This is a genomic window from Streptomyces bacillaris (assembly GCF_003268675.1).
GTDB lineage: Bacteria > Actinomycetota > Actinomycetes > Streptomycetales > Streptomycetaceae > Streptomyces > Streptomyces bacillaris.
In genome coordinates this window covers 7,533,041-7,559,349 of sequence record NZ_CP029378.1, presented here as the reverse complement: position 1 = coordinate 7,559,349, position 26,309 = coordinate 7,533,041, and the positions used below count along the sequence as shown (strand labels likewise).

21 protein-coding genes and 1 riboswitch are annotated in these 26,309 nt (G+C 72.0%); of the genes, 13 read left to right on the top strand and 8 right to left on the bottom strand.

The annotated features are described in order from the left end of the window. Positions 1 to 150 precede the first annotated feature (150 nt). From DJ476_RS32985 to aceA, 3 genes are all read right to left on the bottom strand, one after another. Positions 151 to 1,029, bottom strand: a complete 879-nt coding sequence (locus DJ476_RS32985) for a 3-hydroxybutyryl-CoA dehydrogenase (protein ID WP_112492231.1) — start codon at positions 1,027 to 1,029, stop codon at positions 151 to 153. Further along, entirely contained in the window at positions 1,026 to 2,618 is a 1,593-nt protein-coding gene (aceB, locus tag DJ476_RS32980; protein WP_112492230.1) for a malate synthase A, read from the bottom strand. The genes DJ476_RS32985 and aceB overlap by 4 nt, the downstream gene beginning before the upstream one ends. Before the next feature lie 80 nt (positions 2,619 to 2,698). After that, positions 2,699 to 3,979, bottom strand: a complete 1,281-nt coding sequence (gene aceA / locus DJ476_RS32975; protein ID WP_112492229.1) for an isocitrate lyase — start codon at positions 3,977 to 3,979, stop codon at positions 2,699 to 2,701. Between the two features lie 373 nt (positions 3,980 to 4,352). On the opposite strand from aceA, the gene DJ476_RS32970 reads away from it, so the two are divergent. Next, positions 4,353 to 5,855, top strand: a complete 1,503-nt coding sequence (locus DJ476_RS32970) for a short-chain fatty acyl-CoA regulator family protein (protein WP_112492228.1) — start codon at positions 4,353 to 4,355, stop codon at positions 5,853 to 5,855. Positions 5,856 to 5,886: 31 nt separating this feature from the next. Here the strand turns inward: DJ476_RS32970 and DJ476_RS32965 are convergent, their stop codons facing one another. Next, positions 5,887 to 7,314, bottom strand: a complete 1,428-nt coding sequence (locus DJ476_RS32965) for a hypothetical protein (RefSeq protein ID WP_112492227.1) — start codon at positions 7,312 to 7,314, stop codon at positions 5,887 to 5,889. A gap of 120 nt (positions 7,315 to 7,434) precedes the next feature. After that, positions 7,435 to 7,511, bottom strand: a riboswitch (cobalamin riboswitch). Positions 7,512 to 7,878: 367 nt separating this feature from the next. On the opposite strand from DJ476_RS32965, the gene DJ476_RS32960 reads away from it, so the two are divergent. From DJ476_RS32960 to DJ476_RS32930, 6 genes are all read left to right on the top strand, one after another. After that, positions 7,879 to 10,677, top strand: a complete 2,799-nt coding sequence (locus tag DJ476_RS32960; protein ID WP_208853555.1) for a terpene cyclase/mutase family protein — start codon at positions 7,879 to 7,881, stop codon at positions 10,675 to 10,677. Next, entirely contained in the window at positions 10,674 to 11,630 is a 957-nt protein-coding gene (locus DJ476_RS35240; RefSeq protein WP_162638825.1) for a hypothetical protein, read from the top strand. Before DJ476_RS32960 ends, DJ476_RS35240 begins: the two co-directional genes overlap by 4 nt. 7 nt (positions 11,631 to 11,637) lie before the next feature. Then, complete coding sequence (locus DJ476_RS32950; RefSeq protein ID WP_112492226.1) at positions 11,638 to 12,828, top strand: energy-coupling factor transporter transmembrane component T; 1,191 nt, start codon at positions 11,638 to 11,640, stop codon at positions 12,826 to 12,828. After that, positions 12,825 to 14,492 (top strand): ABC transporter ATP-binding protein, encoded by a 1,668-nt coding sequence (locus DJ476_RS32945; protein WP_112492225.1) that lies wholly within the window; start codon positions 12,825 to 12,827, stop codon positions 14,490 to 14,492. Before DJ476_RS32950 ends, DJ476_RS32945 begins: the two co-directional genes overlap by 4 nt. Beyond that, positions 14,489 to 15,313 carry an ECF transporter S component gene (locus tag DJ476_RS32940; protein ID WP_112492224.1) on the top strand — a complete coding sequence of 275 codons (825 nt, stop codon included), beginning with the start codon at positions 14,489 to 14,491 and terminating at the stop codon, positions 15,311 to 15,313. Before DJ476_RS32945 ends, DJ476_RS32940 begins: the two co-directional genes overlap by 4 nt. A gap of 85 nt (positions 15,314 to 15,398) precedes the next feature. Next, positions 15,399 to 15,869, top strand: coding sequence for a DUF6389 family protein (locus DJ476_RS32930; RefSeq protein ID WP_112492222.1), 471 nt, complete (start codon positions 15,399 to 15,401; stop codon positions 15,867 to 15,869). Between the two features lie 19 nt (positions 15,870 to 15,888). Here DJ476_RS32930 and DJ476_RS32925 read toward each other — a convergent pair whose 3' ends face one another. Together DJ476_RS32925 and DJ476_RS32920 are read right to left on the bottom strand one after the other, a co-directional pair. Beyond that, positions 15,889 to 16,959, bottom strand: a complete 1,071-nt coding sequence (locus DJ476_RS32925) for a M23 family metallopeptidase (protein ID WP_103416958.1) — start codon at positions 16,957 to 16,959, stop codon at positions 15,889 to 15,891. A 308-nt stretch (positions 16,960 to 17,267) separates the two neighbouring features. Beyond that, entirely contained in the window at positions 17,268 to 17,732 is a 465-nt protein-coding gene (locus tag DJ476_RS32920; protein WP_103416957.1) for a hypothetical protein, read from the bottom strand. Positions 17,733 to 18,009: 277 nt separating this feature from the next. Between DJ476_RS32920 and DJ476_RS32915 the strand changes: the two genes are divergently transcribed. Further along, positions 18,010 to 19,002 (top strand): DUF3048 domain-containing protein, encoded by a 993-nt coding sequence (locus tag DJ476_RS32915; RefSeq protein WP_318294839.1) that lies wholly within the window; start codon positions 18,010 to 18,012, stop codon positions 19,000 to 19,002. Between the two features lie 100 nt (positions 19,003 to 19,102). Here the strand turns inward: DJ476_RS32915 and DJ476_RS32910 are convergent, their stop codons facing one another. After that, the gene (locus tag DJ476_RS32910; RefSeq protein WP_112492221.1) at positions 19,103 to 20,836 is read right to left on the bottom strand and encodes a discoidin domain-containing protein; all 1,734 of its coding nucleotides are present in this window, start codon (positions 20,834 to 20,836) and stop codon (positions 19,103 to 19,105) included. 314 nt (positions 20,837 to 21,150) lie between these two features. Between DJ476_RS32910 and DJ476_RS32905 the strand changes: the two genes are divergently transcribed. Next, positions 21,151 to 23,343, top strand: coding sequence for a discoidin domain-containing protein (locus DJ476_RS32905; protein ID WP_112492220.1), 2,193 nt, complete (start codon positions 21,151 to 21,153; stop codon positions 23,341 to 23,343). A 101-nt stretch (positions 23,344 to 23,444) separates the two neighbouring features. Here DJ476_RS32905 and DJ476_RS35235 read toward each other — a convergent pair whose 3' ends face one another. Next, a complete protein-coding gene (locus DJ476_RS35235; RefSeq protein WP_181006433.1) occupies positions 23,445 to 23,609 on the bottom strand; it encodes a hypothetical protein in 165 nt (54 codons plus the stop codon). 87 nt (positions 23,610 to 23,696) lie between these two features. On the opposite strand from DJ476_RS35235, the gene DJ476_RS32895 reads away from it, so the two are divergent. From DJ476_RS32895 to DJ476_RS32880, 4 genes are all read left to right on the top strand, one after another. Next, positions 23,697 to 23,924, top strand: coding sequence for a hypothetical protein (locus tag DJ476_RS32895; RefSeq protein ID WP_404827569.1), 228 nt, complete (start codon positions 23,697 to 23,699; stop codon positions 23,922 to 23,924). Between the two features lie 92 nt (positions 23,925 to 24,016). Beyond that, positions 24,017 to 25,063, top strand: coding sequence for a helix-turn-helix domain-containing protein (locus DJ476_RS32890; protein ID WP_112492219.1), 1,047 nt, complete (start codon positions 24,017 to 24,019; stop codon positions 25,061 to 25,063). Positions 25,064 to 25,256: 193 nt separating this feature from the next. Then, on the top strand, positions 25,257 to 25,706 hold the full coding sequence (locus DJ476_RS32885) for a peptidoglycan-binding domain-containing protein (protein ID WP_112492218.1): 450 nt from the start codon (positions 25,257 to 25,259) through the stop codon (positions 25,704 to 25,706). Between the two features lie 106 nt (positions 25,707 to 25,812). Continuing rightward, a complete protein-coding gene (locus DJ476_RS32880) occupies positions 25,813 to 26,271 on the top strand; it encodes a peptidoglycan-binding domain-containing protein (RefSeq protein WP_112492217.1) in 459 nt (152 codons plus the stop codon). Positions 26,272 to 26,309 lie beyond the last annotated feature (38 nt).

Sequence of the window (26,309 nt, the reverse complement as noted above, 5' to 3'; positions counted from 1 at the left end):
CGGTCAAGAGGTCTGGACCAAGCCACGACCGCAGCGGCGGGAGTGGCGGAAACACACCGCAGCGGGGTGGGAAGCAGCACAGTCAACTGCTCCGCACCCCGCTCTCGGCACCGGACGCGGTCCCTCAACCGCGGCCCGGACCCGGGCCCCTCAGCCCCGGTCGTACGTGTGGAACCCGCGGCCGGTCTTCCGGCCGAGCAGCCCCGCCTCCACCATCCGCTGGAGCAGCGGCGGCGGGGCGTAGAGCGGTTCCTTGAACTCCTCGTACAGCGATACGGCGATGGAGGCCACCGTGTCCAGTCCGATCAGGTCCGCCAGCTTGAGCGGGCCCATCGGGTGGGCGCAGCCCAGCTCCATCCCGGCGTCGACGTCGGCGGCGGTCGCGTAGCCGGACTCGGCCATGCGGATCGCGGAGAGGAGGTACGGGATCAGCAGCGCGTTGACGACGAAGCCGGACCGGTCCTGGGAGCGGACCACGGTCTTGCCGAGCACGGAGGTCACGAACTCCTCCGCCGCCGCGACGGTGGCGGGCGCGGTGTGCAGGGAGGGGACGACCTCCACCAGCGGGAGCACGGGGACCGGGTTGAAGAAGTGCAGGCCCAGGACGTGGTCGGCGCGGTGGGTGGCCATGCCGAGGCGCATGACGGGGATGGCGGAGGTGTTGGTGGCCAGAATGGCCCCCGGGTCCTCGACGATCTTGTCGAGGGCGGTGAAGACCTCCGTCTTGGCCCCGGCGTTCTCGACGACGGCCTCCACGACGAGCCGGCGGTCGGCCAGGGCGTCGAGATCACCGGTGAAGGTCAGCCGGCCGAGGGCGTCCTCGGCGCTCAGCCGGTCCAGCTTGCCGCGCTGGACGGCTCGTTCGAGGGAGACCGCGACCCGCTCGCGGGCCCGGTCGGCTGCGGTGGCGTCCGCCTCGCAGACCATGGTGTCCACCCCGGCCCGGGCGCAGACCTCGGCGATCCCGGCCCCCATCTGGCCGCCGCCGACGACTCCGACCTTGGTGATACGAGCGGCGCGCGCGCTCATGCCCGCACCGCCGGGCGGCCGACGAGGTGGCGGGCGTACGCCTCCGTGGTGAAGAAGGCGGGCAGCTCCTTGGCGAGGGCGGTACGTTCGAAGAGGTCGCGGACCTGGTCGAGGCGGGCCCAGGGGTAGGTGGCGCCGAGCGCGGCCAGCTCCTCCTCGAAGTGGCGCTCCACCGTCTCCCGGGCGACCGTACGGTGCTTGAGCCACTGCCAGATCTGGACCCGGGCGATCTCGGCGGTCGCCGTGTCCTCCATCAGGCCGTTGAGGGCGACGGCTCCCTGGCCGCCCAGCCAGGCGTCGTAGTAGCGCAGGGTGACGGCGATGTTGTCGCGTACGCCCTCCGGGGTCGGACGCCCTGCGGTACGTCGTACGGCGACCAGTTCCTCGGCGGTGACATGGACGTCGTCGCGGGTGCGTTCCAGCTGGTGCGGCCGTTCCCCGAGGACCCCGTCGAAGGCGGCCCGGCAGACCGCGACCAGGCCGGGGTGGGCCACCCAGGAGCCGTCGAAGCCGTCCTCGGCCTCGCGCTCCTTGTCGAGCCGCACCTTGGCCAGCGCCGCTTCCAGGGCCTCCGTACCGCCGCCGGGGATCTGGGCGGCCATGCCACCGATGGCGTGTGCGCCGCGCTTGTGGCAGGTGCGCACCAGGAGTTCGGTGTAGGCGCGCAGGAAGGGGGCGGTCATGGTGACCGTGGCCCGGTCGGGGAGGACGAAGTCGGGGCGGTGCGCGAAGTTCTTGATCAGGCTGAAGAGGTAGTCCCAGCGGCCCGCGTTGAGGCCGGCGCTGTGGTCGCGCAGTTCGTAGAGGATCTCCTCCATTTCGAACGCGGCGGTGATCGTCTCGATGAGGACGGTGGCGCGGATGGTGCCCCGGGGGATGTCCAGCAGGTCCTGGGCCAGCAGGAAGACGTCGTTCCAGAGGCGGGCCTCATACCGGTTCTCCAGCTTGGGGAGGTAGAAGTACGGTCCGCTGCCCGCGTCGATCTGGCGCCGGGCGCAGTGGAAGAAGTAGAGCCCGAAGTCGACGAGGGCGGCCGGGACGGGCCGGTCGTCGATGACGAGGTGCTTCTCGGTGAGGTGCCAGCCGCGCGGCCGGACCATGATGGTGGCGGGCCGGTCGGTGAGCCGGTACTCCTTGCCTGCCTCGCTGGTGAAGTCGATGCGCCGGTCGATGGCGTCGATCAGGGTCAGCTGGCCCTGGACGATGTTCTCCCAGGTGGGCGAGGTGGCGTCCTCGAAGTCCGCCATCCACACCTGGGCCCCGGAGTTGAGGGCGTTGACCGCCATCCGCCGCTCGGGCGGGCCGGTGATCTCCACCCGCCGGTCGGTGAGGCCGGGGGCGGGGCGGGCCACCTGCCAGTCGGGGTCGGTGCGGATCGGCTTGGTGGCGCGGGAGAAGTCCAGCGGGGTGCCGCCGCGCAGCAGGGCGGAGCGGCGGCGGCGCTCGGTGAGCAGGTCGAAGCGGCGGGCGGCGAAGGCCGCGTCGAGCCGGGCGATGAAGTCGAGGGCCTCGGGGGTGAGGACCTCCTCGGGGCGGTCGCCCGGTACGCCGAGGACCTGGACGCGGCCGGTCGTGACAAGGGTGGTCATGCGGGTCTCCTCAGCGGGGTGTGGGCGGGATCGGGCCCCGGCCGCGGGGGTGGCGGGGCCCCCGCGGCCGGCCGGGACTTCTAGTGGAACTGCTCCTCCTCCGTCGACCCGGTCAGCGCCGTGGTCGAGGAGGCGGGGTTGATGGCGGTGGAGACCTGGTCGAAGTAGCCGGTGCCGACCTCGCGCTGGTGCCTGACGGCGGTGAAGCCCTGCGCCTGGGCGGCGAACTCCCGCTCCTGGAGGTCGACATAGGCGGTCATGCCCTGCTCGGCGTAGCCGCGCGCCAGGTCGAACATGGCGTGGTTGAGGGAGTGGAAGCCGGCCAGGGTGATGAACTGGAAGCGGTAGCCCATCGCACCCAGCTCGCGCTGGAACTTGGCGATCTGGTCGTCGTCCAGGGCGGCCCGCCAGTTGAAGGAGGGCGAGCAGTTGTACGCGAGCATCTGGTCCGGGTGCTCGGCGTGGATGGCCTCGGCGAACTCACGGGCCTGGGCGAGGTCCGGGGTGCCGGTCTCGACCCAGATGAGGTCGGCGTACGGGGCGTAGGCGAGGCCGCGCGAGATGACCGGCGCCATGCCGTTCTGCACCCGGTAGAAGCCCTCGGCGGTCCGCTCGCCCGTGATGAACTGGGCGTCGCGCTCGTCCACGTCGCTGGTGATGAGGTTGGCGGCGAGCGCGTCGGTGCGGGCCACGATCAGGGTCGGGACGTCCGCGATGTCGGCGGCGAGGCGGGCCGCGTTGAGGGTGCGCACATGCTGGGCGGTGGGGACGAGGACCTTGCCTCCGAGGTGGCCGCACTTCTTCTCGGAGGCGAGCTGGTCCTCGTAGTGGATACCGGCCGCACCGGCCTCGATCATCGCCTTGGTCAGCTCGAAGGCGTTGAGCGGGCCGCCGAAGCCGGCCTCGGCGTCGGCCACGATCGGGGCCAGGTAGTCGGTGGTGTCGCCCGCGTCCTCGGCGGTGGCGATCTGGTCGGCGCGCAGCAGGGCGTTGTTGATGCGGCGGACCACGCTCGGCACCGAGTTGGCCGGGTAGAGGCTCTGGTCGGGGTAGGTGTGGCCGGCCAGGTTGGCGTCGGCGGCGACCTGCCAGCCGGAGAGGTAGATGGCCTGGAGCCCGGCCTTGACCTGCTGGACGGCCTGGCCGCCGGTCAGGGCGCCGAGCGCGTGGATGTAGTCCTGCTCGTGCAGCTGGCGCCAGAGCCGCTCGGCGCCGCGCCGGGCGAGGGTGTGCTCCTCGCGAACGCTGCCGGAGAGCCGGACCACGTCCTCCGCGCTGTAGGTGCGCTCGATGCCCTTCCAGCGGGGATCGTTCGCCCACCGCTGCGCCAGCTCTTCCGCCGTCGTCCTTGCCTGCGCCATGGCGTTTACTCCCGAAGTCGTGTGGGTCGATCGTGTGAAGGGTGCGAAGCCATGTCACCGGGTGACGCGCATCCCAGGTGCGGCCCACCGGACCTCCGAGGTGGAACGGTAAGCAATGCGCCCGGCGGACCGGTCCGGGATCCCGAGGAGTACGACGTCAGGGCATGAAATCGTGCTCGATACCCCGGTCCGGAGCCGGTGTCCGGTGGGCCGCTGGAACAACTCTGACAGTGGCACTGAGTGCCATCAACAGAGGACGTCTGCCAAGTTCTGCAAATCTTCCCGCCCACTTTGCCAAGGTTGCGAAGGCTTCCGGGGGTCGTATCGCGGCTAGGGTTGTCGACATGTTGACCACGGCTGGGAGGGCTCCGGCATGAGCAAGACCTACGCGGGCGCGCGGCTGCGCAGGCTGCGTGAGGAGCGCGGGCTGAGCCAGGCGGAGCTGGCGCGGATGCTGGCGATCTCGCCGAGCTATCTGAACCAGATGGAGCACGATTCGCGCCCCCTCACCGTGCCGGTGCTGCTGCGCCTGACCGAGGCGTTCGGGGTGGACCCCGGCTTCTTCTCGGAGCGGGACACCACCCGGGTGCTGGCGGATCTGCGCGAGGCGCTGGCGGACGAGGTCGGCGCGGCGCGGGTCTCGGCCGCCGAGCTGTCCGAGCTGGCCTCCCGGCTGCCGGGGGTGGCGAACGTGCTGCTGGATCTGGGCCGCCGCAACCAGGCGCTGGCCTGGCGGCTCGCGGAGGCCGCCGAGCTGCGGGGCGGCGGCGGGACGGAGCTGCCGCGCTCACCGCACGAGGAGATCCGCGAGTTCTTCTACCGGCGGCAGAACTATCTGCACGAGGCGGACCTCGCGGCGGAGGAGCTGGCGGCGGAGATCGGGGTGCGCCCGGGGGAAGTGGTACGGGCACTGTCGGCCCGGCTCACCGAGCGGCACGGCATCCGGCTGGCCACCGCCGACGACCGGCAGGGCCGGTCCGGAGGCCACGGGCCGGTGCCGGGCCGGGGTGACCGGGGCGCCTCACGGAGAGCCGCTCCCCCGCGCCCGGACACGGGCCGGCTGCACCACTACGATCCGGACGCGCGGGTGCTGTACCTCTCCGGCCGGCTCCGGCCCGGCCAGCAGGCGTTCCGGATGGCCACCCAGCTGGCGCTGCTCGAATACGGCCGGGAGATCGCGCAGTTGGCGTCCGAGGACTACGACGAGGGGTCGGCGGTCTGGCCACTGGCCCGGATCGGGGTCGCCAACTACGTCGCGGGCGCGCTGATCCTCCCCTACCGCGCCTTCCACACGGCGGCGGAGGAGGTCCGGTACGACATCGAGCGGCTCACCGACCGTTTCGGGCTCGGTTACGAGACGGTCTGCCACCGGCTCTCCACGCTCCAGCGGCCCCGGCTGCGCGGGGTGCCGTTCTCCTTCGTCCGGGTCGACCGGGCGGGGAACATGTCGAAGCGGCAGTCCGCGACCGGGTTCCACTTCTCCCGCGCGGGCGGCACCTGCCCGCTCTGGAACGTGTACGAGGCGTTCGCCGCTCCCGGCCGTATCCACGTGCAGATCGCGGCCATGCCCGACGGGCAGCGCTATCTCTGGACCGCGCGGGCGGTGACGCGCCACCGGGGCGGGTGGGGCGAGCCGGGCAAGACGTTCGCGATCGGGCTCGGCTGCGAGATCCGGCACGCGGGGCGGCTCGTCTACTCCGACGGCCTCGACCTGGACAACGCCTCGGCGGCCACCCCGATCGGGATGGGGTGCCGGATCTGCGAGCGGCTGGACTGTCCGCAGCGGGCGGTGCCGCCGCTGGGGCAGCCGCTGGCCATCGACGAGAACAGCAGCACGTTCGTGCCGTACCCGGTGCAGGGGGCGCCGCCCGCCTGAGGCGGTGTGCGGGCCCCCGCACCGGTCCGGGTCAGGAGTAGCGCAGGGCGATGGTGTCGCCCACGTTGATCACCTTGTCGCGGGTGGCCCCGGCGAACGCCGAGCCGTCGACGGAGACCTTCCAGGTCGCCGAACCGGCGTTGGCCTTGCCGTTGACCGAGGTGATGGTGCCCGTCCCGGAGGAGGGGACCACGGAGGTGACGCACCCGGCCGGGGTGGAGGCGGTGGACGCGGCGGCCAGGACGGTGCCGAGGTCGGTCGTGGTGCCGGTGGGGGTGAAGGCCACGTTGCAGACCTTCAGGGTGCCGGTGCCGTCGTCCACGGTGAGCGCCAGCTTCGTCGCCGTACCGGAGGTGAAGCCGCTCGCCGCGACCCAGGTGGGCGCGCCGGAGGTGACCGGGGTGGGCGGGGCGGCGGTGAAGCCGCCGCCCGCGACGGCGCGCAGTGCGTCGGTGGAGGAGTAGGCGGAGGGGCTGGTGTCCGAGGGCTGGTACTTGAAGCCGCCGGCCGGGTTGAACTGGTTGGCGATCAGGAAGTCGATCGGGGTCCTGCCCATGGAGGTGAGGAAGTCGCCGGTCTGCGGGTTGATGCCGCAGGCGTTGAGGCCGGAGACGGCCCAGCCGTTGGAGCTGGTGTTGATGCCGTACATGGCGTTGAAGGCGCCGGAGGCGTTGACCAGCTTGCTCTTCAGGAACGCCTTGGCCTGGACGATGTCGGGGTCGGTGTTGGGGACGCCGGAGGAGCAGAGCGCGGCCATCGAGGCGCCCGTCATGTCGATGTCGCCCGGCTTGGCCAGCTCGGTGGGGTTGCCCTCGGCCTTGGCGTAGGTCCAGCCGCCGTCGGCGTGCTGGTTGGCGCGGATCCGGGTGACGATCTTGTCGACGAGCGCCTGCGGGACGCGCTGGGCGCCCGCCTGCGTTCTGGCACCGCTCAGCGCGAGGGCGGCGAAGACCGTGCCGTTGTAGTTGGCGGAGGGGCCGAAGTAGCCGGCCTCGGCGTTCTGCCAGTAGCCGTAGATGTCGGCGATGAGGTTGCGCGAGGCGGAGACCCGGGCTGGGTCGATCCCGGCGGCGTACGCGTTGAGCGTGCCGCGCTGGTAGTCGGTGACCACGGGGGTGGCGGAGGGCCAGCCGGGGGTGGTGAGCAGATTGCGGTAGACGGTCCGGGCGTTCTTCGTGGCGTCACCGCCGGGCGTCACGTCCACGGCGGCCGTCCCGGCGGCGGCGAAGGCGCTGAAGGCCCACTCGTTGGAGAGGCCGGAGCCCGCGTACGAACCGTCGGCGGCCTGGAGGGACTTGAGATACGCCACACCGTTGGTCTTCGAGGTGGCGATCTGGGCGGGGGTGGAGGTCGCGGCGGCCGGGAGCGCGGTGAGGACGAAGGCCCCCAGGGCGGCGGGCACCACGAGGGCGATGCGACGGGACGTACGAGAGGTACGGGAGGTGAGAGAACGGGGCATGTGCCTGCTCCTGGAGTGAGGGGCGCACGGCACCGCCCGCCCCCGCGTCCACGCACGGGCAGAGGTGGGTGGCCGACGCCCGAACGCGTGGGTACGGCTTCGCTGGTACAGCTGCCAGCAGGGCATTCGGGCTCGGGAACGGCCCCCTGCCGTCCCACACCGCTGCGCGTCAGCCCCGGATTCGCACCGGGTTCCCCCTCGTGGCAGGCCAGGACGCTACCCGAGGCGGCAGGGGCGCGCCAGGCACGGCCGGGAGCGTAGGGGGGCGCGAAGGGAACGAGACGTAAGCCACCTTGACGCTCTCTTCGAGAGCGTGTTCCAATCCGCCTGATAAGCACTCAGCCTCAGGGGAAGCCGGTCGGAATCCGGCGCTGACCCGCAACCGTAGGCCCGCCACCGCGCGGGCGAGCCGGAATGCCTGGGGCCTGGAACGTCAGCGAGAAACGCCGTCGCGGACTACGGCGTGGTTCGAACAGCTCCCTGTGGGCGGCCCCTTGTGCGGCCGCGTCCCCGCGGGGGGCCTTCCGCCGCGCACGGGCCGCCCGGACGACACGAGGGGCCGTGGTGGGGACCGCACAGCAACATGACCGGCTCGCGGCCGGGCGAAGACTCCTGTCGCTGTTCTCGGCGGCGGCGACCTTCGCCGCGGGCCTCACCTTCGTCACCGGTGCCGCTCCGGCCGCCGCCGACCCGCTCGAGCAGTGCACACCGACGCACGGCGCCGTCGTGGCCGTGGACTTCGGCCCGTTCGGCGGCGGGGTGGTGCGCGGCTGCGACACCACGCCGACCACCGGGTACGAGCTGCTGCGCGACGGCGGGTTCACCACCGAGGGCACCCAGCACGACGGGGAGGGCTTCATCTGCCGTATCGGCACCGCCTCCTTCAACTCCGGTACGCGGTACCCGACTCCGCTCACCGAGGACTGCGTGCTCACCCCGCAGGCCACCGCCTACTGGTCGTACTGGATCGCCTCGCCCGGCCAGTCGAGCTGGTCCTACAGCCCGCTCGGCGCCATGGACCGCAAGCCCAAGACGGGCGACGTGGACGCCTGGGTGTTCGGCGGCACCGACGTCGGCGGCTCAACCGGCCGCCCCACCTTCACCCCGGACGATGTGCGCGCGGGCGGGGGCGCGACCCCGGGCCCCACGCCGACGCCGACGGACGGACCCAGCGTGCCGGTCGGGAAGATCGATGTCCCGGCCGCCGCCCGCTGGGTGTCGGAGCAGTTGCACGACGGCTCCCATGTGGTGGACGAGGGCTCCGAGACCCCGAACTACTTCCTGACCACGGAGGCCGCGTACGCGCTGGCCGCCGCCGGAGGGAAGAGCCCGGCCCTGGACAAGGTGGTGGCCGAGCTGGCCTCCGGCGCCACCGAGTACGCCTACCCGGCCGGGCCGGAGGAGGCTCCGGACGCCGCCGCGGCGGCCCGGCTGGCGCTGGTCGCGGCGGTCACCGAGGGCGACCCGCGCGCCTTCGGCGGGCGCGATCTGCTGGGTGACCTGGAGAAGAACGTCTGCGCGTCGGGCCCCGCACCGGGGTGCACGGCGAAGGGCGACTTCCGGGGCGCCGCGTACGGCGACGGGCAGGCGCTGGCCGTGCTGGCGCTGCTGCGCGGCGGGGTGGTGCCGCCGGCCGATACGGTGACCCGACTGACCCAACTGGTCTGCGAGGACGGCTCGGTGACCAGCATCCTCATCGGGCCCGGGGAGTACTGCGACGGCGACCCGATGACCACCGGTCTGGTGGCCCAGGTGCTGGACGAGGCGGGCGGCCAGGACGCGGCCGTGGCGAAGATGGTCGCGTACCTGGAGAAGGCGCAGCTCAGGAGCGGCGCGTTCCCCCCGTACAACGGGGCCACCACCGGCTCCGTCGCGGCGACCGCCTACGCGGCGCAGGCGCTGCGCGCGCTCGGTGAGGCGCGGGCGGCCGACGCGGCGGTCTGGTGGCTGTCCCGGGAGCAACTGGCCGACGGCGGCTTCGGGTTCGACGAGGGTGCCGAGTCCGGCGCGCTCTACGCGACGGCCCCCGCCGTGCTGGCGGGCACCGGCACCAGCCTGGTCACGCTGACCACGAAGGCGCCCGAGCCCACCGACCCGCCGACCACTCCCCCGACAACCCCGCCCACCACCGCACCGCCCACGACGCCCCCGGCCGCTGGGGACGGCCCGGACCTCAAGAAGGCCGTCGCCTATCTCACCAGCCCCGCCAACCTCCAGCAGAGCCGCTACTACGCGGCGGGCGGGTCCACCACCCGGGCCGACTTCGGCCTCACCATCGACGGCGCGTTCGCGCTCGCCGCGACCGGCCACGACAACGACGCGCTGCGCACGGTCGTGGACTTCCTGGACCGGGGCGGCAAAGACGGCGAAGCCCGTACGGTGCACGACTGGACCAACGTCGGCTCCGCGCACGCCATGGGCGGCTCGATGGGCAAGGCGGCGGTGCTCGCCCAGGTCGTCGAACGCGACCCGCGCGACTTCGGCGGCAAAGACCTGATCGGCGGTCTCGCCGACGCGGTCTGCACCGCCAAGAGCCCGCAGCCGGACCGGAGTTGCGCCGACAAGGGCGCCTACGCTTATGCGATGTCCGTCTTCGGCCAGTCCCTCGGTGTCATCGCCCAGATACGGGCAGGCGAGACCAAGGCCGCCGAGGCCCCGATCGGCTATCTGGCCGGGCTCCAGCACACCGCCACGGGCGCCTGGCCGAGTCTGGTCCCGCCGACCGGTGACGCGGACGTCGACTCCACCGCGATGGCGGCGATGGCCCTGGACCTGGTCGCCGGCGACACGCACGCGGGGGCCGTGGACCGGGCGCTGGCCTGGATCGCCGCCCAGCAGCTGCCGGACGGCGGCTTCCCGGGCGCGGCGGGCAACTCGGTCAACTCGGCGGCCCTCGCCGTGCAGGGTCTCTCCCTGGACGCCGGGAAGTACGGCGCGCAGATCGCCAAGGCGCGTAAGTTCCTGGCCTCGCAGCAGAACGCGGACGGCGGCTTCAACGTGGCCAAGGAGGGCCAGCGCGGCTCCGACCTGCGCGCCTCGACGCAGGCGGTGGGCGGTTCGACCGGCATCTCGTTCGGTGTGCTGACCCGCTCCCTGGAAGGGACGACCCCGAATCCGGTGCCGTCACCCTCCGCCTCCGCCCCGGTGATCGTCACGCCGGGCGACAGCGCGGGCTCCGCGGGCGGACCGGGCATCGTGGACACCGACGGTCCGGGCGGCGGCAGCGGAGGCGGTGGTGGCCTCGCGGCGACCGGCGGTCAGGCGCTCGGCCTGGCGGCAGCGGCCGCCGTGCTCGTGCTGGCGGGCTGGGGCGCGGTCGTGGCCGCCCGCAACCGGCGTTCGGCCGTGGGCGGTGGGCTGTGAGGTCCCGCCTCCGCCGGGCCGTCGGCCATGCCGTGGCTGCGCTGGGGCTCGCGGGCGCGGCGCTGCTCGCGCCCGCCGCCCCGGCGGCAGCGGCCCCGCAGCCGATCGGGCAGTGCACGACATCGTCGGGTGTCGTGCTGGCCGTGGACTTCAGCCACTGGGGCGGTCCCGTCTACCGCTCCTGCGGTACGACGCCGACGACCGGCTACGAGCTGCTCAACCAGGGCGGCTGGCGGACCACCGGCACCGGGCACGACGGTCCGGCGTTCATCTGCCGGATCGGCTACAGCGGCCACCAGGGCGGCAAGCAGTATCCGACGCCCCAGCAGGAGGACTGCGTCCTCACCCCGCCCGCCTCCGCCTACTGGTCGTACTGGCACGCCAACCCCGGGCAGAACACCTGGGAGTACAGCCAGTTGGGCGCCATGAGCTACAAGCCCGAGCCGGGCAGCGTGGATCTGTGGATCTTCGGCGGGACGGACATCGGGGGCACGAAGGGCCGCCCCACGCTCACACCCGACCAACTGCGTGCCCACAACACCCGTCCCACGGGCGGCGATCCGGCCCCGCAGCCCCCGCCGAAGCCGAAGCCCCAGCCCGACCCCGTGAGGACGACGGAGCAGCCGGGCGGCGGCGCCCCGGCGGCTCCACCTCCGCCGGCCGCCACGGCCCCGGCGACCCCTTCGCCGTCCTCCTCCGCCAACACCTCGCCGTCCGCGTCCCCTTCCGACTCCCCGTCCCCCTCCCCCAGCGTGTCCGCGTCCCCCTCCACCTCGCCGGGTGAGGTCGTCGCGGCGCCGGGCGGGGAGGCGAAGGTGGTCGACGCCGCCCCGGCGCCGGACGCCGAGCACGACTCCGGCTCGATGGTGCCGCTCGCGGCGACGGCCGGTCTGGTGACGGTGATCGGCGGCGCGGCCGTCTTCGCCGCCAAGCGCCGCCGCCGTGCGGAGTGACGCCCGCGTGACCCGTACCGCCGCCGCGAAAGCCGCGACAGCCGGTGCGCCGGTGTCCGCCTCCGGGCCGGACACCGGCGGCAGGCGGCTGCCGCGCACCCTGCACCCGCTGGCCTGGTGGATCTGGGCGCTCGCCCTGGCGACCGCCGTCAGCCGGACCAACAATCCGCTGCTGCTCTTCCTGGTCCTCGCCGTGCTCGGCTACGTCATCACCGTGCGGCGGACCGAGGCCCCCTGGGCGCGGGGGTTCAAGTACTACCTGTATCTGGCGCTGACGGTCGTCGCGATCCGGGTGATCTTCCGGGCCGTCTTCGGCACCGGTATGCGGCCGACCGACCACCACCTCTTCTCGCTCCCCCACATTCCCACCCCGGACTGGTACGCGGGCATCCAACTCGGCGGCCCCGTCTCGCTGGAGGCGCTGCTGTCGGCCGCCACGGACGGGCTCCGGCTCGCCTGCATGCTCTGCTGCATCGGCGCGGCGAACACCCTCGCCAACCCGAAGCGGGCACTGCGCGTACTTCCGGGCGCACTGTACGAGTTGGGGGTGGCCGTCACCGTATCCATCAGCGTGGCACCGCAGTTGGTACAGAGCGTGCAGCGGGTCTCGCGCGCCCGCCGGCTGCGCGCGGGCCGCAACAAGGGGCTCAAGGCGCTGCGGGGCATCGTCGTGCCCGTGCTGGAGGACGCGTTGGAGCGCTCGCTCCGGCTGGCCGCCGCCATGGATTCGCGAGGGTACGGGCGGGCGGGTTCGGCGACGCGCGGTTCGCGGCGGCTGACCGGGGCGCTGATGCTCGCGGGCATGTGCGGGCTCTGCGCCGGGGCGTACGGGCTCCTCGACCCGACCGCGCCGAAGCTGCTGGGGCTGCCCGCGCTGGCGGCCGGTTCGGTGCTCTGTCTGGCGGGACTGCGGCTCGGCGGGCGCCGGGTGACGCGGACGACCTACCGGCCCGATCCCTGGCGGTTCGCGGAGTGGGCGGTGGCGGGGTGCGGGGTGCTCTCAGCGGTGCTGCTCTTCGCCAACGTGGGGTACGACCCGGCCGCGTTGAACCCCAGCTACTACCCGCTCACCTGGCCGACGCTGCCACCGGTCCCGGCCGCCGCCATCCTGCTCGCCGGGGCGGCCGGGTTCCTGGCGCCGCCGCCGGCCAAGCCCGTCCCGTACGTCTCCGCACCGCGCACCGAGGAAGCCGCATGATCACCTTCGACCAGGTCACCGTGGAGTACGACGGGGCCGACGAGCCGGTCCTGCGGGAGGTGGACCTCACGGTCGAGGAGGGCGAGCTCTGCCTGGTGGTGGGGCATACGGGCATCGGCAAGTCGACGCTGCTCGGCGCGGTCAACGGGCTGGTGCCGCACTTCACGGGCGGCACGCTCTACGGCACGGTCACCGTCGACGGCCGCACCACGGCCGACCATCCGCCCCGCGAGCTGGCCGATGTGGTCGGCGTGGTCGGCCAGGACCCGCTGGACGGTTTCGTCACGGACACGGTGGAGGAGGAACTCGCCTACGCGATGGAGCAGTTGGCGATCTCCCCGGCGGTGATGCGCAAGCGGGTGGAGGAGACCCTCGATCTGCTCGGGCTGGCGGATCTGCGCCACCGGGCGCTGTACGAACTCTCCGGCGGGCAGCAGCAGCGGGTCGCCATCGGCTCGGTCCTCACCGCGCACCCCCGCGTCCTGGTCCTGGACGAGCCCACGTCCGCGCTCGATCCGACGGCGGCGGAAGAAGTGCTGGCCGCCGTGACCCGCCTGGTGCACGACCTCGGGGTCACGGTGCTGCTGGCCGAACACCGCCTGGAGCGGGTCGTGCAGTACGCGGACCGGGTCATCCACCTCCCCGGCAACGGGCTGGTGGTCTCGGGCGCCCCCGCGGACGTCTTCACCACGTCGTCGATCGCGCCGCCCATCGTGGAACTGGGCCGCGCCGCCCACTGGTCACCGCTCCCGCTCTCCGTACGGGACGCCCGCCGGGCCGCCGCTCCGCTGCGCACCGCCCTGGCGGCCACCGCTCCCCCGCCACCGCCCGTCCGACCGGTGCCGGAGACCCCGGGCCCGGCGCTGCTCACGGCGCGCGGGGTCACGGTGGCGTACCGGGGCGTGGCGGCGGTGCGTGAGGTGGACCTCGAGCTGCGGGGCGGCGAGATCACCGCGCTGATGGGCCGCAACGGTTCGGGCAAGTCGTCGCTGCTGTGGGCGCTCCAGGGCTCGGGGCCGCGCAAGTCCGGTACGGTCAGGGTGGGTTCGAGCAAAGATGTGGGCTCGACGAAAGGCAGCGACCCCAAGTCGCTCTCCGCCGCCGAGGCCAGACGGCTCGTCGGTCTCGTCCCGCAGACCCCGACCGATCTGCTCTACCTGGAGAGCGTCAAGCAGGAACTCGACCAGGCGGACGCCGAGTCGGCGGCCGGGGAGGACGGTGGGCTCTCCGCCCGCGCGATCCTGGAGCGGCTGGCGCCCGGCATCGACGGCGCCACGCATCCGCGCGACCTCTCCGAGGGCCAGAAGCTGGCGCTGGTGCTCGCCATCCAGCTGACGGCGGCGCCCCGGGTGCTGCTGCTGGACGAGCCCACCCGGGGACTGGACTACCGGGCGAAGACCCAGCTCATCGCGATGGTGGACGGACTGGCCGCCGAGGGGCGGTCGGTGGTGATCTCCACCCATGACGTCGAGTTCGCGGCGCGGGCGGCGGACCGGGTGGTCGTGATGGCCGAGGGCGACATCGTCGCGGACGGCCCGACCACGGAGGTGATCGTCGCCTCGCCGGTCTTCGCCCCGCAGGTGGCGAAGATCCTGGCGCCGCTCCCGTACCTGACGGTCGATCAAGTGGCGTCCGTGCTGCCGGAAGAGGGGACGGGCGCATGACGGAGCTTCCGCCGCTCACCGAGCGGTCGGCGGGTGCCATCCGGATCGGTCCGCGCGCCGGGATCGTCATCGCCCTGGCGGCCTTCCTCGGCCTGGTCGCCTTCTTCTGGCCGTTCCTGGTCGCCCCGGGCAAGCTGGGGGCCAACTACGCCCCACCGCTGATCTTCGGGGTCCTGCTGGTGCTCGTCCTGTGCGCGGTGATCTCCGAGATCTCCGAGGGCGGCATCAACTCCAAAGCACTGGCGATGCTCGGGGTGCTCTCCGCCGTCAACGCGGCCCTGCGCCCGCTCGGCGCGGGCACGGCGGGGATCGAGACGGTGTTCTTCGTGCTGGTCCTGGCGGGCCGGGTCTACGGTCCGGGGTTCGGCTTCACGCTGGGCTGCACCTCGCTGTTCGCCTCCGCCCTGATCACGGGCGGGGTCGGGCCGTGGATGCCGTACCAGATGTTCGGCTGCGCGTTCGTCGGGATGCTCGCCGGGCTGCTGCCCCGGGCCACGGGCCGCCGTGAGGTGATGATGCTCGCGGTCTACGGTTCGCTCTCCGGCTACCTCTTCGGGTTTCTGCTGAACCTGTCCTTCTGGCCGTTCTCGGTGGACCCGAACAGCTCCATCGCCTATCTCCCCGGGCTCCCCTTCACCGAGCAGTGGCAGCGCTATCTCGCCTTCGACGTGGCGACCTCGCTCGGCTGGGACACGGGCCGGGCCGTCACCAACTTCGTCTGCATCACCCTGGCGGGCCCGGCGGTCCTCACCACGTTCCGCCGGGCCGCCCGCAAGGCGCGTTTCCGGGCCCCGGTGCGGTTCGCGGGGCCGAAGGGGTAGGAGCGGGGGGGGGCGCCCCGTGGGCCCCCGGCCACGGAGCGCCTCGCCGGACACCGTACGGACGTATCCCGCCTATCCTGGGCCCGTGGAACCACCCCAGGGACACCAGGACGATGCGGAGACCGCCCGCTACCGCGCCGAGTTGAGGCGGGTGCTCGACACGGCATCGACCACGGTGGCCCGACGGCTCGAAGCGATCCGGGACACCGCGACGGCACGGACCGACGGGGTGGTCGTCGTTGTGTTCCCCGACCAGGACGGCGAGGGCACGTTCGCCGTGTGGGCGCGGTTCGAGGGCGCGGACTCCTTCGAGCTGGACCGCCGGCTCGGGGAGGAGCGTGAGCTCTTCACGGCCGTCCGGACCGGGACCGGCTGGGAACCACCGGTCCCGGAGCGGCCCGCCTCCTGGTCAGCCGCACTCCTCGAGAACGTCCTGTTCGACGTCGTCACCGAGTGGATCGACCCGCTCGTCCCGGCCGACGCCACCGCCCTGTTCCGGGAGGTCACCACGGCGGACGGGACGCAGGACCACCGCCCGGTGGGCCCGAGCCGCTGATGCGGGGGGGGTCCGGTCGTCAGCTCGTACGGTTGTAGATCGCCGTACCGGGGCAGGCCGTGACGCCGAGCCGGGTGCCGCAGCCGGAATACTGGCCGGAACCGTTCCACCAGGCCCAGCCGCCGATGGTGCGGCCGTTCAGCCAGGTGTACTGGCCGTTGTAGTTGGCGTCGTACGTGCGCAGGCTCCAGTGCACATGCGCGCCGGTCGCGGAGCCACCGGCACAGGTGTCGGTGCCGATGGTGCCGAGCAGCGCGCTCCGGGCGATCGACGTCCCGTTGTAGTAGGTGGTGTTCCGCATGTGGTAGTAGTCCGTGGAGAAGCCGCCCGGGTGGATGACCCGGGTCCAGCCGCCCCCGGCGCCGCACATCGAGGTCGCCGTGCCCTCCCGTGAGGAACGGACCAGTCCGCTGGCGTTGCCCCCGGCGAAGTCGAGGGCGCTCCAGTAGCCGGACCCGCCGTCGTGGGCGTGGGGGCCGCCGGTGAGGGTCATGTAGTAGTCGGGCATCCAGGGCAGCAGCAGGCCGTTGGTGTTGGCCAGGACTCCCACCTCACCCGCCCCGGCCTGCGGCTCGGTCCTGCGCTCCGCGTACGCCGTCATGTTCCGCCGCTCCGCCTCGCCCACCAGCGGGGAACGGGCCACGTACGCGGCGAACTCGCGGTCACCCTCCAGGCCCGGGATCCACCGCCCGTTCTGCCGGTGCGCGATGTAGAGCCAGCCCTCCGGTTCACCGTGCTGCGCACGGGAGGCCTCGACATAGGCCACGCCCCGGGCCCAGTCGCCGGCGACGGTCCGTACGTCGACGACCACCTTGCGGCCCTCGTCGGCGAGCTTGGAGACGGCCGCCTCCGGGGCGAGGCCCTCGGCGTCGTGGGACCGCGCGAGGACGTCGGCGGAGACGGCGTCGACCAGCTTCTCGCGGTCGGCGCCGAGGCGGTCCCCGACGGCGGACGGCATCTTGACGACGACGTCGGCGGAGGTCGCCGCCGCGGAGGCGTCGGGGGCCGCCGACGCCACCGGGGCGACGGCGAGGAGCCCGGTGACGGCCAGGGCGGCGACGGTGATTCTTATGGACAGTCCGGGGAACACGGGCGGTCTTCCTTTCGCGTGGGAGGAGCCGGGGGCGGGCCGGGGGATCGATGCGGCGGACGGCCCGACCGCGACGGCTGGAGGTGGCGCCGGAACTCTTGACGGAGGGGTCGGCTCACCGACCCCCTCCGCGCAATTTGGCGTGCACCTGTCAAAGATTGACGTCTCGGTCAACGCGCGTCAACCAGCGAGAACAGGCCATACCTCAGAGGTTCGATCAAGACGCTCGCACGCCTGGTCGGCCGCTCCGTGCCCCGGCTCTCAGCAGAGGCTCAGGGCCCGGAGCGGCCGACCAGGCTTCAGGGCCCTCAGCCCGCCCCCGGCTCCGGACGGGAACCCACCGCTCCCCCGCCGTTGAAAGTCAGCCCCGAGATGTCGTGCCCCTGGATCACCTGGCTGTAGTAGGTGCCCCCGTTGGTGCTGTTGTTCACCGTGACGGTCGGGGCGGCAGGCTGGTGGGGCTCCAGTTCGTCCAGCAGCTCCCGAAGCTCCCGCGCGGCCTCCGGGTTGTCGCGCAGGGCCCGGCGGAGCCTGATCCGCCACTCGGCGGTCACATCGGCGGCACCGTCCTCGTCGCCGCTGCGGCGCGCTGCCAGCAGCGCCACGCGGGACTCCTCCAGCTCCGCGTCGACGGCCTCGCTGTCCTCGCCGTCCTCACCCCGCGCCAGGAACCGGGCCACCCGGCCGCGCACCTGGTTCCACGCCTCCGTCGCCATCAGCCCCACGAAGGCCGTCGCGCCTGATGCCGCCAGCGCCGTCAACTCGGCTTCCACCGGACCCCCCTCTTGCCTCACCCGTCACCGTACGGGCACGTAACCCGTCACGGCGCCCACCGTAGAGAGCGAACGGTGCCATCGGAAGCGGCATCGGGGGCGCGGCACCGTACAGTTCCGGCCATTGCCCCGAGCCGGGGGCGGCCGTGCGCCCGGGCTGTGCGGGGGCGTGGGAGCAACCGCGAACCGGCCGGACGCGTGATGATGGATGAGGGGCCCGACACGGCCATGCTCCGCCGGGACGGCCGGCCGGTGCCCCGGAAGGACGGTCGTCGCCATGTCCGTAGCCCTCCGAAGGCCCGCACGCCCCCGCACGTCCGTGATCCACCGGCCGAAGGCCTCGCTCACCGCCCTGATCGCCGCGCTCCTGCTCGCCCTCCTCGCGGCCGGCTGCACGGGCGGGGGCGGTGCGGAGCCCGAGAGCGAGAGCAGCAGTCCGTCCGGTACGGGGGCGGGTGCGAGGGTGCTCGCGGTGAAGATCGACAACGTGGGACCGGCCCGGCCGCAGACCGGGCTCGACCGGGCGGACGTCGTCTACGTCGAGCAGGTGGAGGCCGGGCTCAGCCGCCTCCTCGCCGTCTACTCCTCCGAGGTGCCGCCCGTCATCGGCCCGGTCCGCAGCGCCCGGGAGACCGATCTGGAGCTGCTGCGCCAGTTCGACCGGCCGGTGCTCGCCTTCTCCGGGGCGCAGAGCAGGCTACTCCCGGCCATCGAGCAGGCGCCGCTCGACGCCGTACCGCCGTCCGTCGCGCCCCGGGCGTACTTCCGGGGTGCCGAGCGTCCCGCCCCGCACAACCTCTATCTGCGGGCCGAGCGGATTCCGTACGTGGCCCCGGGCAGCCAGGCCGTGGAGGCGCTGGGGCTGCGGTTCGGCCCGGCGCCCTCCGGCGGGAGTGCCGAGGAGAGCCGTACGGTCCGCTTCCCGTCCGCACGCACCACCTTCACCTGGTCCGCCGAGCGGGAGCGGTGGCTGATCGCCATGGACGGCTCCCCCGCCCGGACGAGCGAGGGCGAGCGGCTGGGGGCCGCCACGGTGATCCTGCAGGAGGTGACCGTACGTCCGTCGTCCTTCGGTGACCGCTCCGGGAACAACACCCCGTTCACCGAGACCGTGGGGGCGGGCACCGCGCAGGTCCTGCGCGACGGCAGGACGTACGAGGCCCGGTGGTCCCGGCCCGCGGCGGACGCGGACACCCGGTTCACCACCCCGGACGGTCAGCGGATCGACCTGGCCGAGGGGCCGCTGTGGATCGTGTACGAGGCCCGCTGAGCATCCGGGAAGGGGTAGGGCGTGCGGTCCGGACCACGGCCTGCCGCGGCCCGGACCGCACGCGCTTCAGCGAAGGGTCACTGCCGGACCTTGCTGAAGGTCACTGCCAGACCTTGATGTAGTCGACGCTCAGCTTCTGCGGGAAGCGGGTGGTGGTGTCGGGCGGGCCCGGCCAGTCACCTCCGACCGCGTTGTTGAGGATCAGGAAGAAGTCGTGGTCGAACACCCACGGACCCCGGGTGCGCTCCAGCTCCTCCCTGTCGACCCGGTGGGTCACCCGGCCGTCGACCCGGAACGTCATGCCCGTGCTGTTCCAGTCGACGGCGAAGGTGTGGAAGTCGTCGGCGAAGTTCGCGCCGCCGGGGAGTGAGTAGGGGGCTCCGTAGCCCGCCGCGCCGTGGTAGGCGGGGGCGTGCAGGGTGGAGTAGGTGGTGTTCGGCTCCTTGCCGACGTGCTCCATGATGTCGATCTCACCCGTGTACGGCCATGGGCGCCGCTGGTCGAAGTAGTCCGCGCCCAGCATCCAGAAGGCGGGCCAGAGCCCCTGCGTGCCGGAGACCTTCATGCGTGCCTCGACCCGGCCGTAGGTGAACTGGAACTTCCCGTAGGTGTTGAGCCGCGCCGAGGTGTACTGGCAGGTGGTGCTGCCGCTCAGCGGGTCGCGCGGGCAGGACGAGCCCGGGGTGGGTTCGCGGCGGGCCTCCAGGACGAGGTTGCCGTTGCCGTCCTGGGCGGCGTTCTTGTTGTCCGTGTAGTACTCCAGCTCGTTGTTGGGGCCGGTGCCGGTCTCGGGGACCCACTTGGCCGGGTCGGGGGCGGCACCGGCGGGGCCGTTGAACTCGTCGCTGAACACCAGCCGGTCGTAGGTGGGTTCGGGTGGCTGCGGCGGGGCGGGTATCGGTGCTCCGCCGGTGCCCCAGACCTGGAACTCCCAGAGCGAGTAGCCGTATTCACCGCTGCGCTGGGTGGCGTACAGCCGTACGTGCCGGCCGGTGCCGCTGACGTTCAGGGTCTCCTTGAAGCCGGTGCCGGTGGTGGTCTGGTGGATCGTGCGCCAGTCGGTGCCGTTGTCGGAGACCTCGATCCGGTACGCGCGGGCGTGGGCGGGGTCCCACTGGAGGACCACCCGGTTGATCGTGGCAGGGGCGCCGAGGTCGACCGCGATCCAGCCGGGGTCGGTCCAGCCGCCCTCGGGGCTGGTGGCCCAGCGGCTCGCGGGGTCGCGGTCGAAGGCCTTGTCCGGGGTGCACTGCCAGCAGGTGGAGTCGTGCTGGGAGGTGGAGGCCGAGCCGGTCCTGCCGTACGAGAGCAGGACGTCGCCGCCGGGGCCGCTGCCGCCGCTGGTGGAGTAGACCTGGAACTCGTACAGGGAGTAGCCCCACGGGGTGGCGCGCTCGGTGCCGACGAGGCGGATGTGGCGGCCGGTTCCGGAGACGGTGAGGGTCTCGGTGCCGCCGGTGCCGGTGGTGGTGGAGTGGATCGTGGTCCACTGCTGCCCGTCGGCGGACAGTTCGATCCGGTAGCCCTTGGCGTACGCGGCCTCCCAGTTCAGCACGACCTGGCCGACCGCCGTGCTCGCACCGAGGTCGATACGGATCCACTGGTCGTCGGAGAACGCGCTGGACCAGCGGGTCCCGGGGTCGCCGTCCACGGCGTTGGGAGCGGTGAAGGGGCCTTCGGCGCTGGAGGCGGTGGCCGGTTTCCCCTGGGAGACGAGGACCGGTGCGGCGACCGCCCGCTCCGGGGCGAGCGCCACCGAGAGGGTGAGCAGGAGGGCCACCACGGCCATGACGGCCAGGGTGCCTCTGAGCCGTGGTGTTCCACGGGCATACATGCGGACTCCTTGGTCTGTAGCGGGACAGGTCGAGAGAGCGCTCCCCGCATGGGGGAGCGTGGCGGGAGCGGCGCCGACCGTCAAGGGTTCGCGTGCCTTCCTCTCAACTTCCCTTCTGCTTTCAGGAGATGAAACATCAATCGGCTCCGGAGCCCGTTCGCACCGAGCCTGTACACAACTCTTGACGTGGCCGAAACGTGGGAGAATCATGCGCGTATCGAGAGAGCGCTCTCTCTCCCTGTCGGAGCTTGCGCCCGCCCCCACCTCTCCACTCCACGTGCCCCCGCGCCTCTGAGACCTCAGGAGATCCGGACATGTCCGTTGCCCTCGTCAGACCCTCGCGGCCCCCGATGGCCGTACTCCACCGATGGCGTGCGCTCGGCTTCGCCCTGGTAACCGCTCTGGTGGCGGCCCTCCTCGGGGTGGCACAGGCCGGCCCGGCGCAGGCCGCGCCCGTCCTGCTCTCCCAGGGCAGCCCGGTCACCGCCTCCAGCGAGGAGAACGGCGGTACGGCCGCGCGCAACGCGGTCGACGGGGACGGCGGAACCCGCTGGTCCAGTGCCTTCTCCGACCCGCAGTGGCTGCGGATCGACCTCGGTTCACCGGCCGCCCTCAGCCGGGTCGAACTCGCCTGGGAAGCCGCGTACGCCAAGAGCTACCGCATCGAGCTGTCCACCGACGGCTCCACCTGGCGAAACGCCTACAGCACCACCACCGGCCAGGGCGGCAACGAGACGCTGACCGTCTCGGGCGAGGCCCGGTACGTACGGCTGACCGGCACCGAACGCGCCACCGGATACGGCTACTCCCTCTGGGAGTTCAAGGTGTTCGGTACGCGGGACGGGGGCGGCGGTCCGGAGATTCCGGGCGGCGGTGACCTCGGCCCGAACGTCCATGTCTTCGACCCGTCCACGCCCGACATCCAGGGCAAGGTCGATGCGATCTTCCGGCAGCAGGAGTCCGACCAGTTCGGGCTCGGCCGCCACGCGCTGCTGTTCAAGCCCGGCACGTACAACAATCTGAACGCCCAGATCGGCTTCTACACGCAGATCGCGGGGCTGGGGCTGCACCCGAACGCCACCACGTTCAACGGTGATGTGACGGTGGACGCGGGCTGGTTCGACGGGAACGCGACCCAGAACTTCTGGCGCGCGGCGGAGAACCTGACGCTGAACCCGGTGAACGGCACCAACCGCTGGGCGGTCTCCCAGGCGGCCCCCTTCCGCCGGATGCACGTCAAGGGCGGGCTGAACCTGGCGCCCGACGGCTACGGCTGGGCCAGCGGCGGCTACATCGCGGACAGCAAGATCGACGGCACCGTCGGCCCCTACTCCCAGCAGAAGTGGTACACCCGCGACAGCTCCGTCGGCGGCTGGACCAACGCCGTCTGGAACATGACCTTCTCCGGTGTGCAGGGCGCGCCCGCGACCAGCTATCCGAACCCGCCGTACACCACGCTCGACACCACCCCGATCTCGCGCGAGAAGCCGTTCCTCCACCTGGACGGCAACGAGTACAAGGTGTTCGTCCCGGAGAAGCGCGTCAACGCGCGCGGGGTCTCGTGGGACGGCGGGAGCCAGCGGGGCGAGTCGATCCCGCTGGACCGCTTCTACGTCGTCAAGCAGGGCGCCACCGCGGCGACGATCAACGCGGCGCTCGCCCAGGGCCTCAACCTGCTGTTCACGCCCGGCGTCTACCACCTCGACCGGACCATCGAGGTGAACCGGGCCAACACCGTCGTCCTGGGTCTCGGCCTCGCCACGATCATCCCGGACAACGGGGTGACCGCCATGAAGGTCGCCGATGTCGACGGGGTGAAGCTGGCCGGTTTCCTCATCGACGCCGGTCCCGTCAACTCGCCCACCCTGCTGGAGGTCGGCCCGCAGGGCGCCTCCGCCGACCACGCGGCCAACCCCACCACCGTGCAGGACGTGTTCATCCGCATCGGCGGCGCGGGCCCCGGCAAGGCGACCACCAGCCTGGTGGTCAACAGTGATGACGTGATCATCGACCACACGTGGGTGTGGCGGGCGGACCACGGCGAGGGCTGGGGCTGGGAGACCAACCGGGCCGACTACGGCGTCCGCGTCAACGGCGACGACGTCCTGGCCACCGGCCTCTTCGTCGAGCACTTCAACAAGTACGACGTCGAGTGGTACGGCGAACGCGGCCGCACCATCTTCTTCCAGAACGAGAAGGCCTACGACGCCCCCAACCAGGCCGCCATCCAGAACGGCTCCACCAAGGGCTACGCGGCCTACCGGGTCGACGACTCCGTCGAGCAACACGAGGGCTGGGGCATGGGCAGCTACTGCTACTACAACGTCGACCCCACGATCATCCAGGAGCACGGCTTCAAGGCCCCGGTCAAGCCGGGCGTGAGGTTCCACAACCTGCTGGTCGTCTCGCTGGGCGGCCACGGGCAGTACCAGCACGTGATCAACAACATCGGCGCCCCGACCTCGGGGACGTCGACGATTCCTTCCACCGTCGTCAACTTCCCCTGATCTCCAGGGAGTTCCTTTGATCTCCCGGGTCTTCCCCTGATCGCACCGCAGGAGCCCTCCGGTGGACATGAGCGTCCGCCGGAGGGCTCCGTCCTGTGCGCTCAGCGGCGGAGCCGGTGCTCGACGAGGACGATGGCGTCCTCCACGTACCGTTCGAAGTACGCGTCGCTGGTGAGCGTGGGCAGTTCGGCGGCGGCACGGGCGTACGGCACGTCCAGCTCGGGGTGGACGGCGAGCCAGGGGGCGGGCACGGGCTGCTGCATCATGGCCCGGACGGTCTCGTCGCTGCGGTCGTAGCGGTAGTCGATCAGCAGGGTGAAGGCGAGGACGTCCTGGAGGAAGCGCCCCCGGACGTGTCGCCGCCGTCGATCCGCAGACCGAGGCCAGGATCCAGGAGGCGCTGGCCCCGGCTGGTGGCGGGGCGGACGACGGTCGTCATCGCCCACCGCCTGGACACGGTCCGCGAGGTGGACCGGATCGTGGTCCTCGCCGGGGGCACGGTGGAAGCCGCCGGGACGCACGAGGAGTTGGTCACCACGAGTCCGACGTACCGCGCGCTGCTGGAGGCGCACGGCTCGTAGGAGGTCTCGTTAGGATCACGGCAAGGCTCCGGGCCGAGAACTGCGGGCCGAAATGAGCGCCCGTGCCCGAGGAACTGCGGTGAAGGAGAGAAGTGCTCCCCGAAACGGTTCTCCGAACGGACGACGTGGCACCGGACATCAGATTCGACGTGTGGCGGGACGCCATGGCGGCGACGATGTCACCGATGCACGTCAGCAGTCAGCACTCTTCCGATTTCTGGGGCGAGACACGCCTATTGACTCTGGAGGACATCCTGCTCTGGCCGGTGGCGATGCAGGCGTCCCGCTATCGCCGGACGCCGAAACTGATCCGCCAGGGCGATCCCGAGCTTTACCACATCACGCTCGTCCTGCCGGGGAGCGGGCGGCTCAGGGTGGACCACAACGACCGGAGGCACATGTCCCTGGTCAACGACCTGTACATCCTGAACAGCTCGTACCCCTGCGATGTCGAGGTGGAGGAGAACGAACTGGCCGTGGGAATCGGCGTCGAGATTCCCCGGAGCCACTTTCCGCTCGCGACCGAAAGGGCCATCGGCCGCGTGCTCGGCCAACGCCTTCCGGGACAGGAGGGGTTCGGGGCGGTCCTCGCCCATTTTCTCTCCCATCTCGTCGCCCGCAACTCCGCGCACCAGCCGTCCGACGTGCCCCGGCTCAAGCAGATTCTGCTCGATCTCGTCACCGGACTCGTCGCCCGCGAACTGGACGCGGAGACGGCGCTCAGCAAGGAGACAAGACAGAGGAACAAGTTCCTGCTCATCCGCTCCCACATCAACCGGCACTATCACGATCCGGGGCTGACCCCGCGCACCGTCGCCGCCGCCCATTTCATCTCCCCGCGCCAGTTGCACCGGCTGTTCGAGGCCGAGGGGATCACGGCGGCGGCCTACATCCGCGGCCGGCGCCTGTCGGAGGCCCGGCGCCGACTGGCGGACCCCGCGCAGTACACGACCTCCATCCAGTCGATCGCCCGGCGCTGCGGCTACACCAGCGCCGCGCACTTCAGCCGGTCGTTCTCCGCCGCGTACGGGATGGCGCCCCGGGAGTACCGGGAGCTGGAGCACCGGCAGCAACTGGACACGGAACTCCGGACGCTCACTCGGCCGCCCGCCACCGGCCGCGACCCGATACCGGCGTAGGACCGCATGCGGCCAAGGTGTCGCTCCGGGGCAAGGGGCTGGCGCCGATGGTCAAGGACAGCTCGCCGCCGATCGGTCAGTGTTCTCTTCGGGCCCTGGGGAACGACCCCTGGAGACCTGCCCCGGAGAACCGCACGACAATTCGGCGCGCCCTGCGCCCGGGCTGCCGTGCCACGACCCGAGAGGGAACAGCATGCGATCGACCGTCCTGGTCAAGACACTCGTCAGTGTCACCACCGCCGTCGGCATCGCCGCCGGAGGACTGGCAGCGGCGGGCACGGCCGCCGCGTCACCCGCACCGGCCGAGAAAGCCGCAGTGAGCACGCAGTCCGTAGCGCCTCTCTCGGTGAACAACCTCGGGCTGAGTGTCTCCCAGGCCAAGAAGGTCCAGCACTTCCTGGCCAAGTACTACAAGTACGACGGGGCCATCGACGGACAGCTCGGTTCCGAGAGCTGGAAGGCGCAGCAGCGCTGGCTGAAGAGCTGGGACTACACCGGCCCCGTCGACGGGATCGCCGGAAGCGGCACGATCAAGGCGTTGCAGCGCTTCCTCAAGACCCGTCACGGCTACACCGGTGCCATCGACGGGATCGCCGGGACCGGAACCCGGTCCGCGTACGAGCGGTTCGCCAACCGGCTCTGAGCCTGCCGCGACCGGCCTGGCCCCGGACATCGGCCCCGGGAAGACCCACGACGATCCGGCGCGCAGGCCGTCCGTGCCGCGGCGCCACGACCCGAAAGAGACCTGCATGCGATCGACCGTCCTGGTCAGGACACTCGTCAGTGTCACCACCGCCGTCGGCATCGCCGCCGGAGGACTGGCAGCGGCAGGCGCGGCCTCCGCCACACCAGCACCCGCCGAGAAGACCGCGGTGAGCACGGTGAGCACGCAGTCCGTCGCACCGTACGCGGTGAACAACCTCGGGCTGAGTGTCTCCCAGGCCAAGAAGGTCCAGCGCTCTCTGCCCGCCTGGGGCTACAGGGGAGAGATGGACGGGTACCTGGGCACCGGGAGCTGGATGGCCCTGCAGCGGTACATGAAGGCGTACTGGGGTTACAACGACGCCATCGACGGAGTCGTCGGACCCAACACCGTCAAGGCGCTCCAGCGCTGGATGAAGACGCAGTTCAACTACAAGGGTCCCATCGACGGGATCGCCGGGCCGGACACCCGGGCCGCCTTCAAGCGGTACGCCAACTTCGTCTGACCGTCCCGCGACACGGACCGGCAGGTACCAGGGGCTTC

What these genes read in the sequence shown, in the direction of transcription:
- DJ476_RS32905 (WP_112492220.1), top strand. Translation starts at nt 21,151, where the DNA reads ATGTCCGTTGCCCTCGTCAGACCCTCGCGGCCCCCGATGGCCGTACTC.
- DJ476_RS32945 (WP_112492225.1), top strand. Translation starts at nt 12,825, where the DNA reads ATGATCACCTTCGACCAGGTCACCGTGGAGTACGACGGGGCCGACGAG.
- DJ476_RS32915 (WP_318294839.1), top strand. Translation starts at nt 18,010, where the DNA reads ATGTCCGTAGCCCTCCGAAGGCCCGCACGCCCCCGCACGTCCGTGATC.
- DJ476_RS32970 (WP_112492228.1), top strand. Translation starts at nt 4,353, where the DNA reads ATGAGCAAGACCTACGCGGGCGCGCGGCTGCGCAGGCTGCGTGAGGAG.
- DJ476_RS32880 (WP_112492217.1), top strand. Translation starts at nt 25,813, where the DNA reads ATGCGATCGACCGTCCTGGTCAGGACACTCGTCAGTGTCACCACCGCC.
- aceA (WP_112492229.1), bottom strand. Translation starts at nt 3,979, where the DNA reads ATGGCGCAGGCAAGGACGACGGCGGAAGAGCTGGCGCAGCGGTGGGCG.
- DJ476_RS35235 (WP_181006433.1), bottom strand. Translation starts at nt 23,609, where the DNA reads ATGATGCAGCAGCCCGTGCCCGCCCCCTGGCTCGCCGTCCACCCCGAG.
- aceB (WP_112492230.1), bottom strand. Translation starts at nt 2,618, where the DNA reads ATGACCACCCTTGTCACGACCGGCCGCGTCCAGGTCCTCGGCGTACCG.
- DJ476_RS32940 (WP_112492224.1), top strand. Translation starts at nt 14,489, where the DNA reads ATGACGGAGCTTCCGCCGCTCACCGAGCGGTCGGCGGGTGCCATCCGG.
- DJ476_RS32885 (WP_112492218.1), top strand. Translation starts at nt 25,257, where the DNA reads ATGCGATCGACCGTCCTGGTCAAGACACTCGTCAGTGTCACCACCGCC.
- DJ476_RS32910 (WP_112492221.1), bottom strand. Translation starts at nt 20,836, where the DNA reads ATGTATGCCCGTGGAACACCACGGCTCAGAGGCACCCTGGCCGTCATG.
- DJ476_RS32985 (WP_112492231.1), bottom strand. Translation starts at nt 1,029, where the DNA reads ATGAGCGCGCGCGCCGCTCGTATCACCAAGGTCGGAGTCGTCGGCGGC.
- DJ476_RS32965 (WP_112492227.1), bottom strand. Translation starts at nt 7,314, where the DNA reads ATGCCCCGTTCTCTCACCTCCCGTACCTCTCGTACGTCCCGTCGCATC.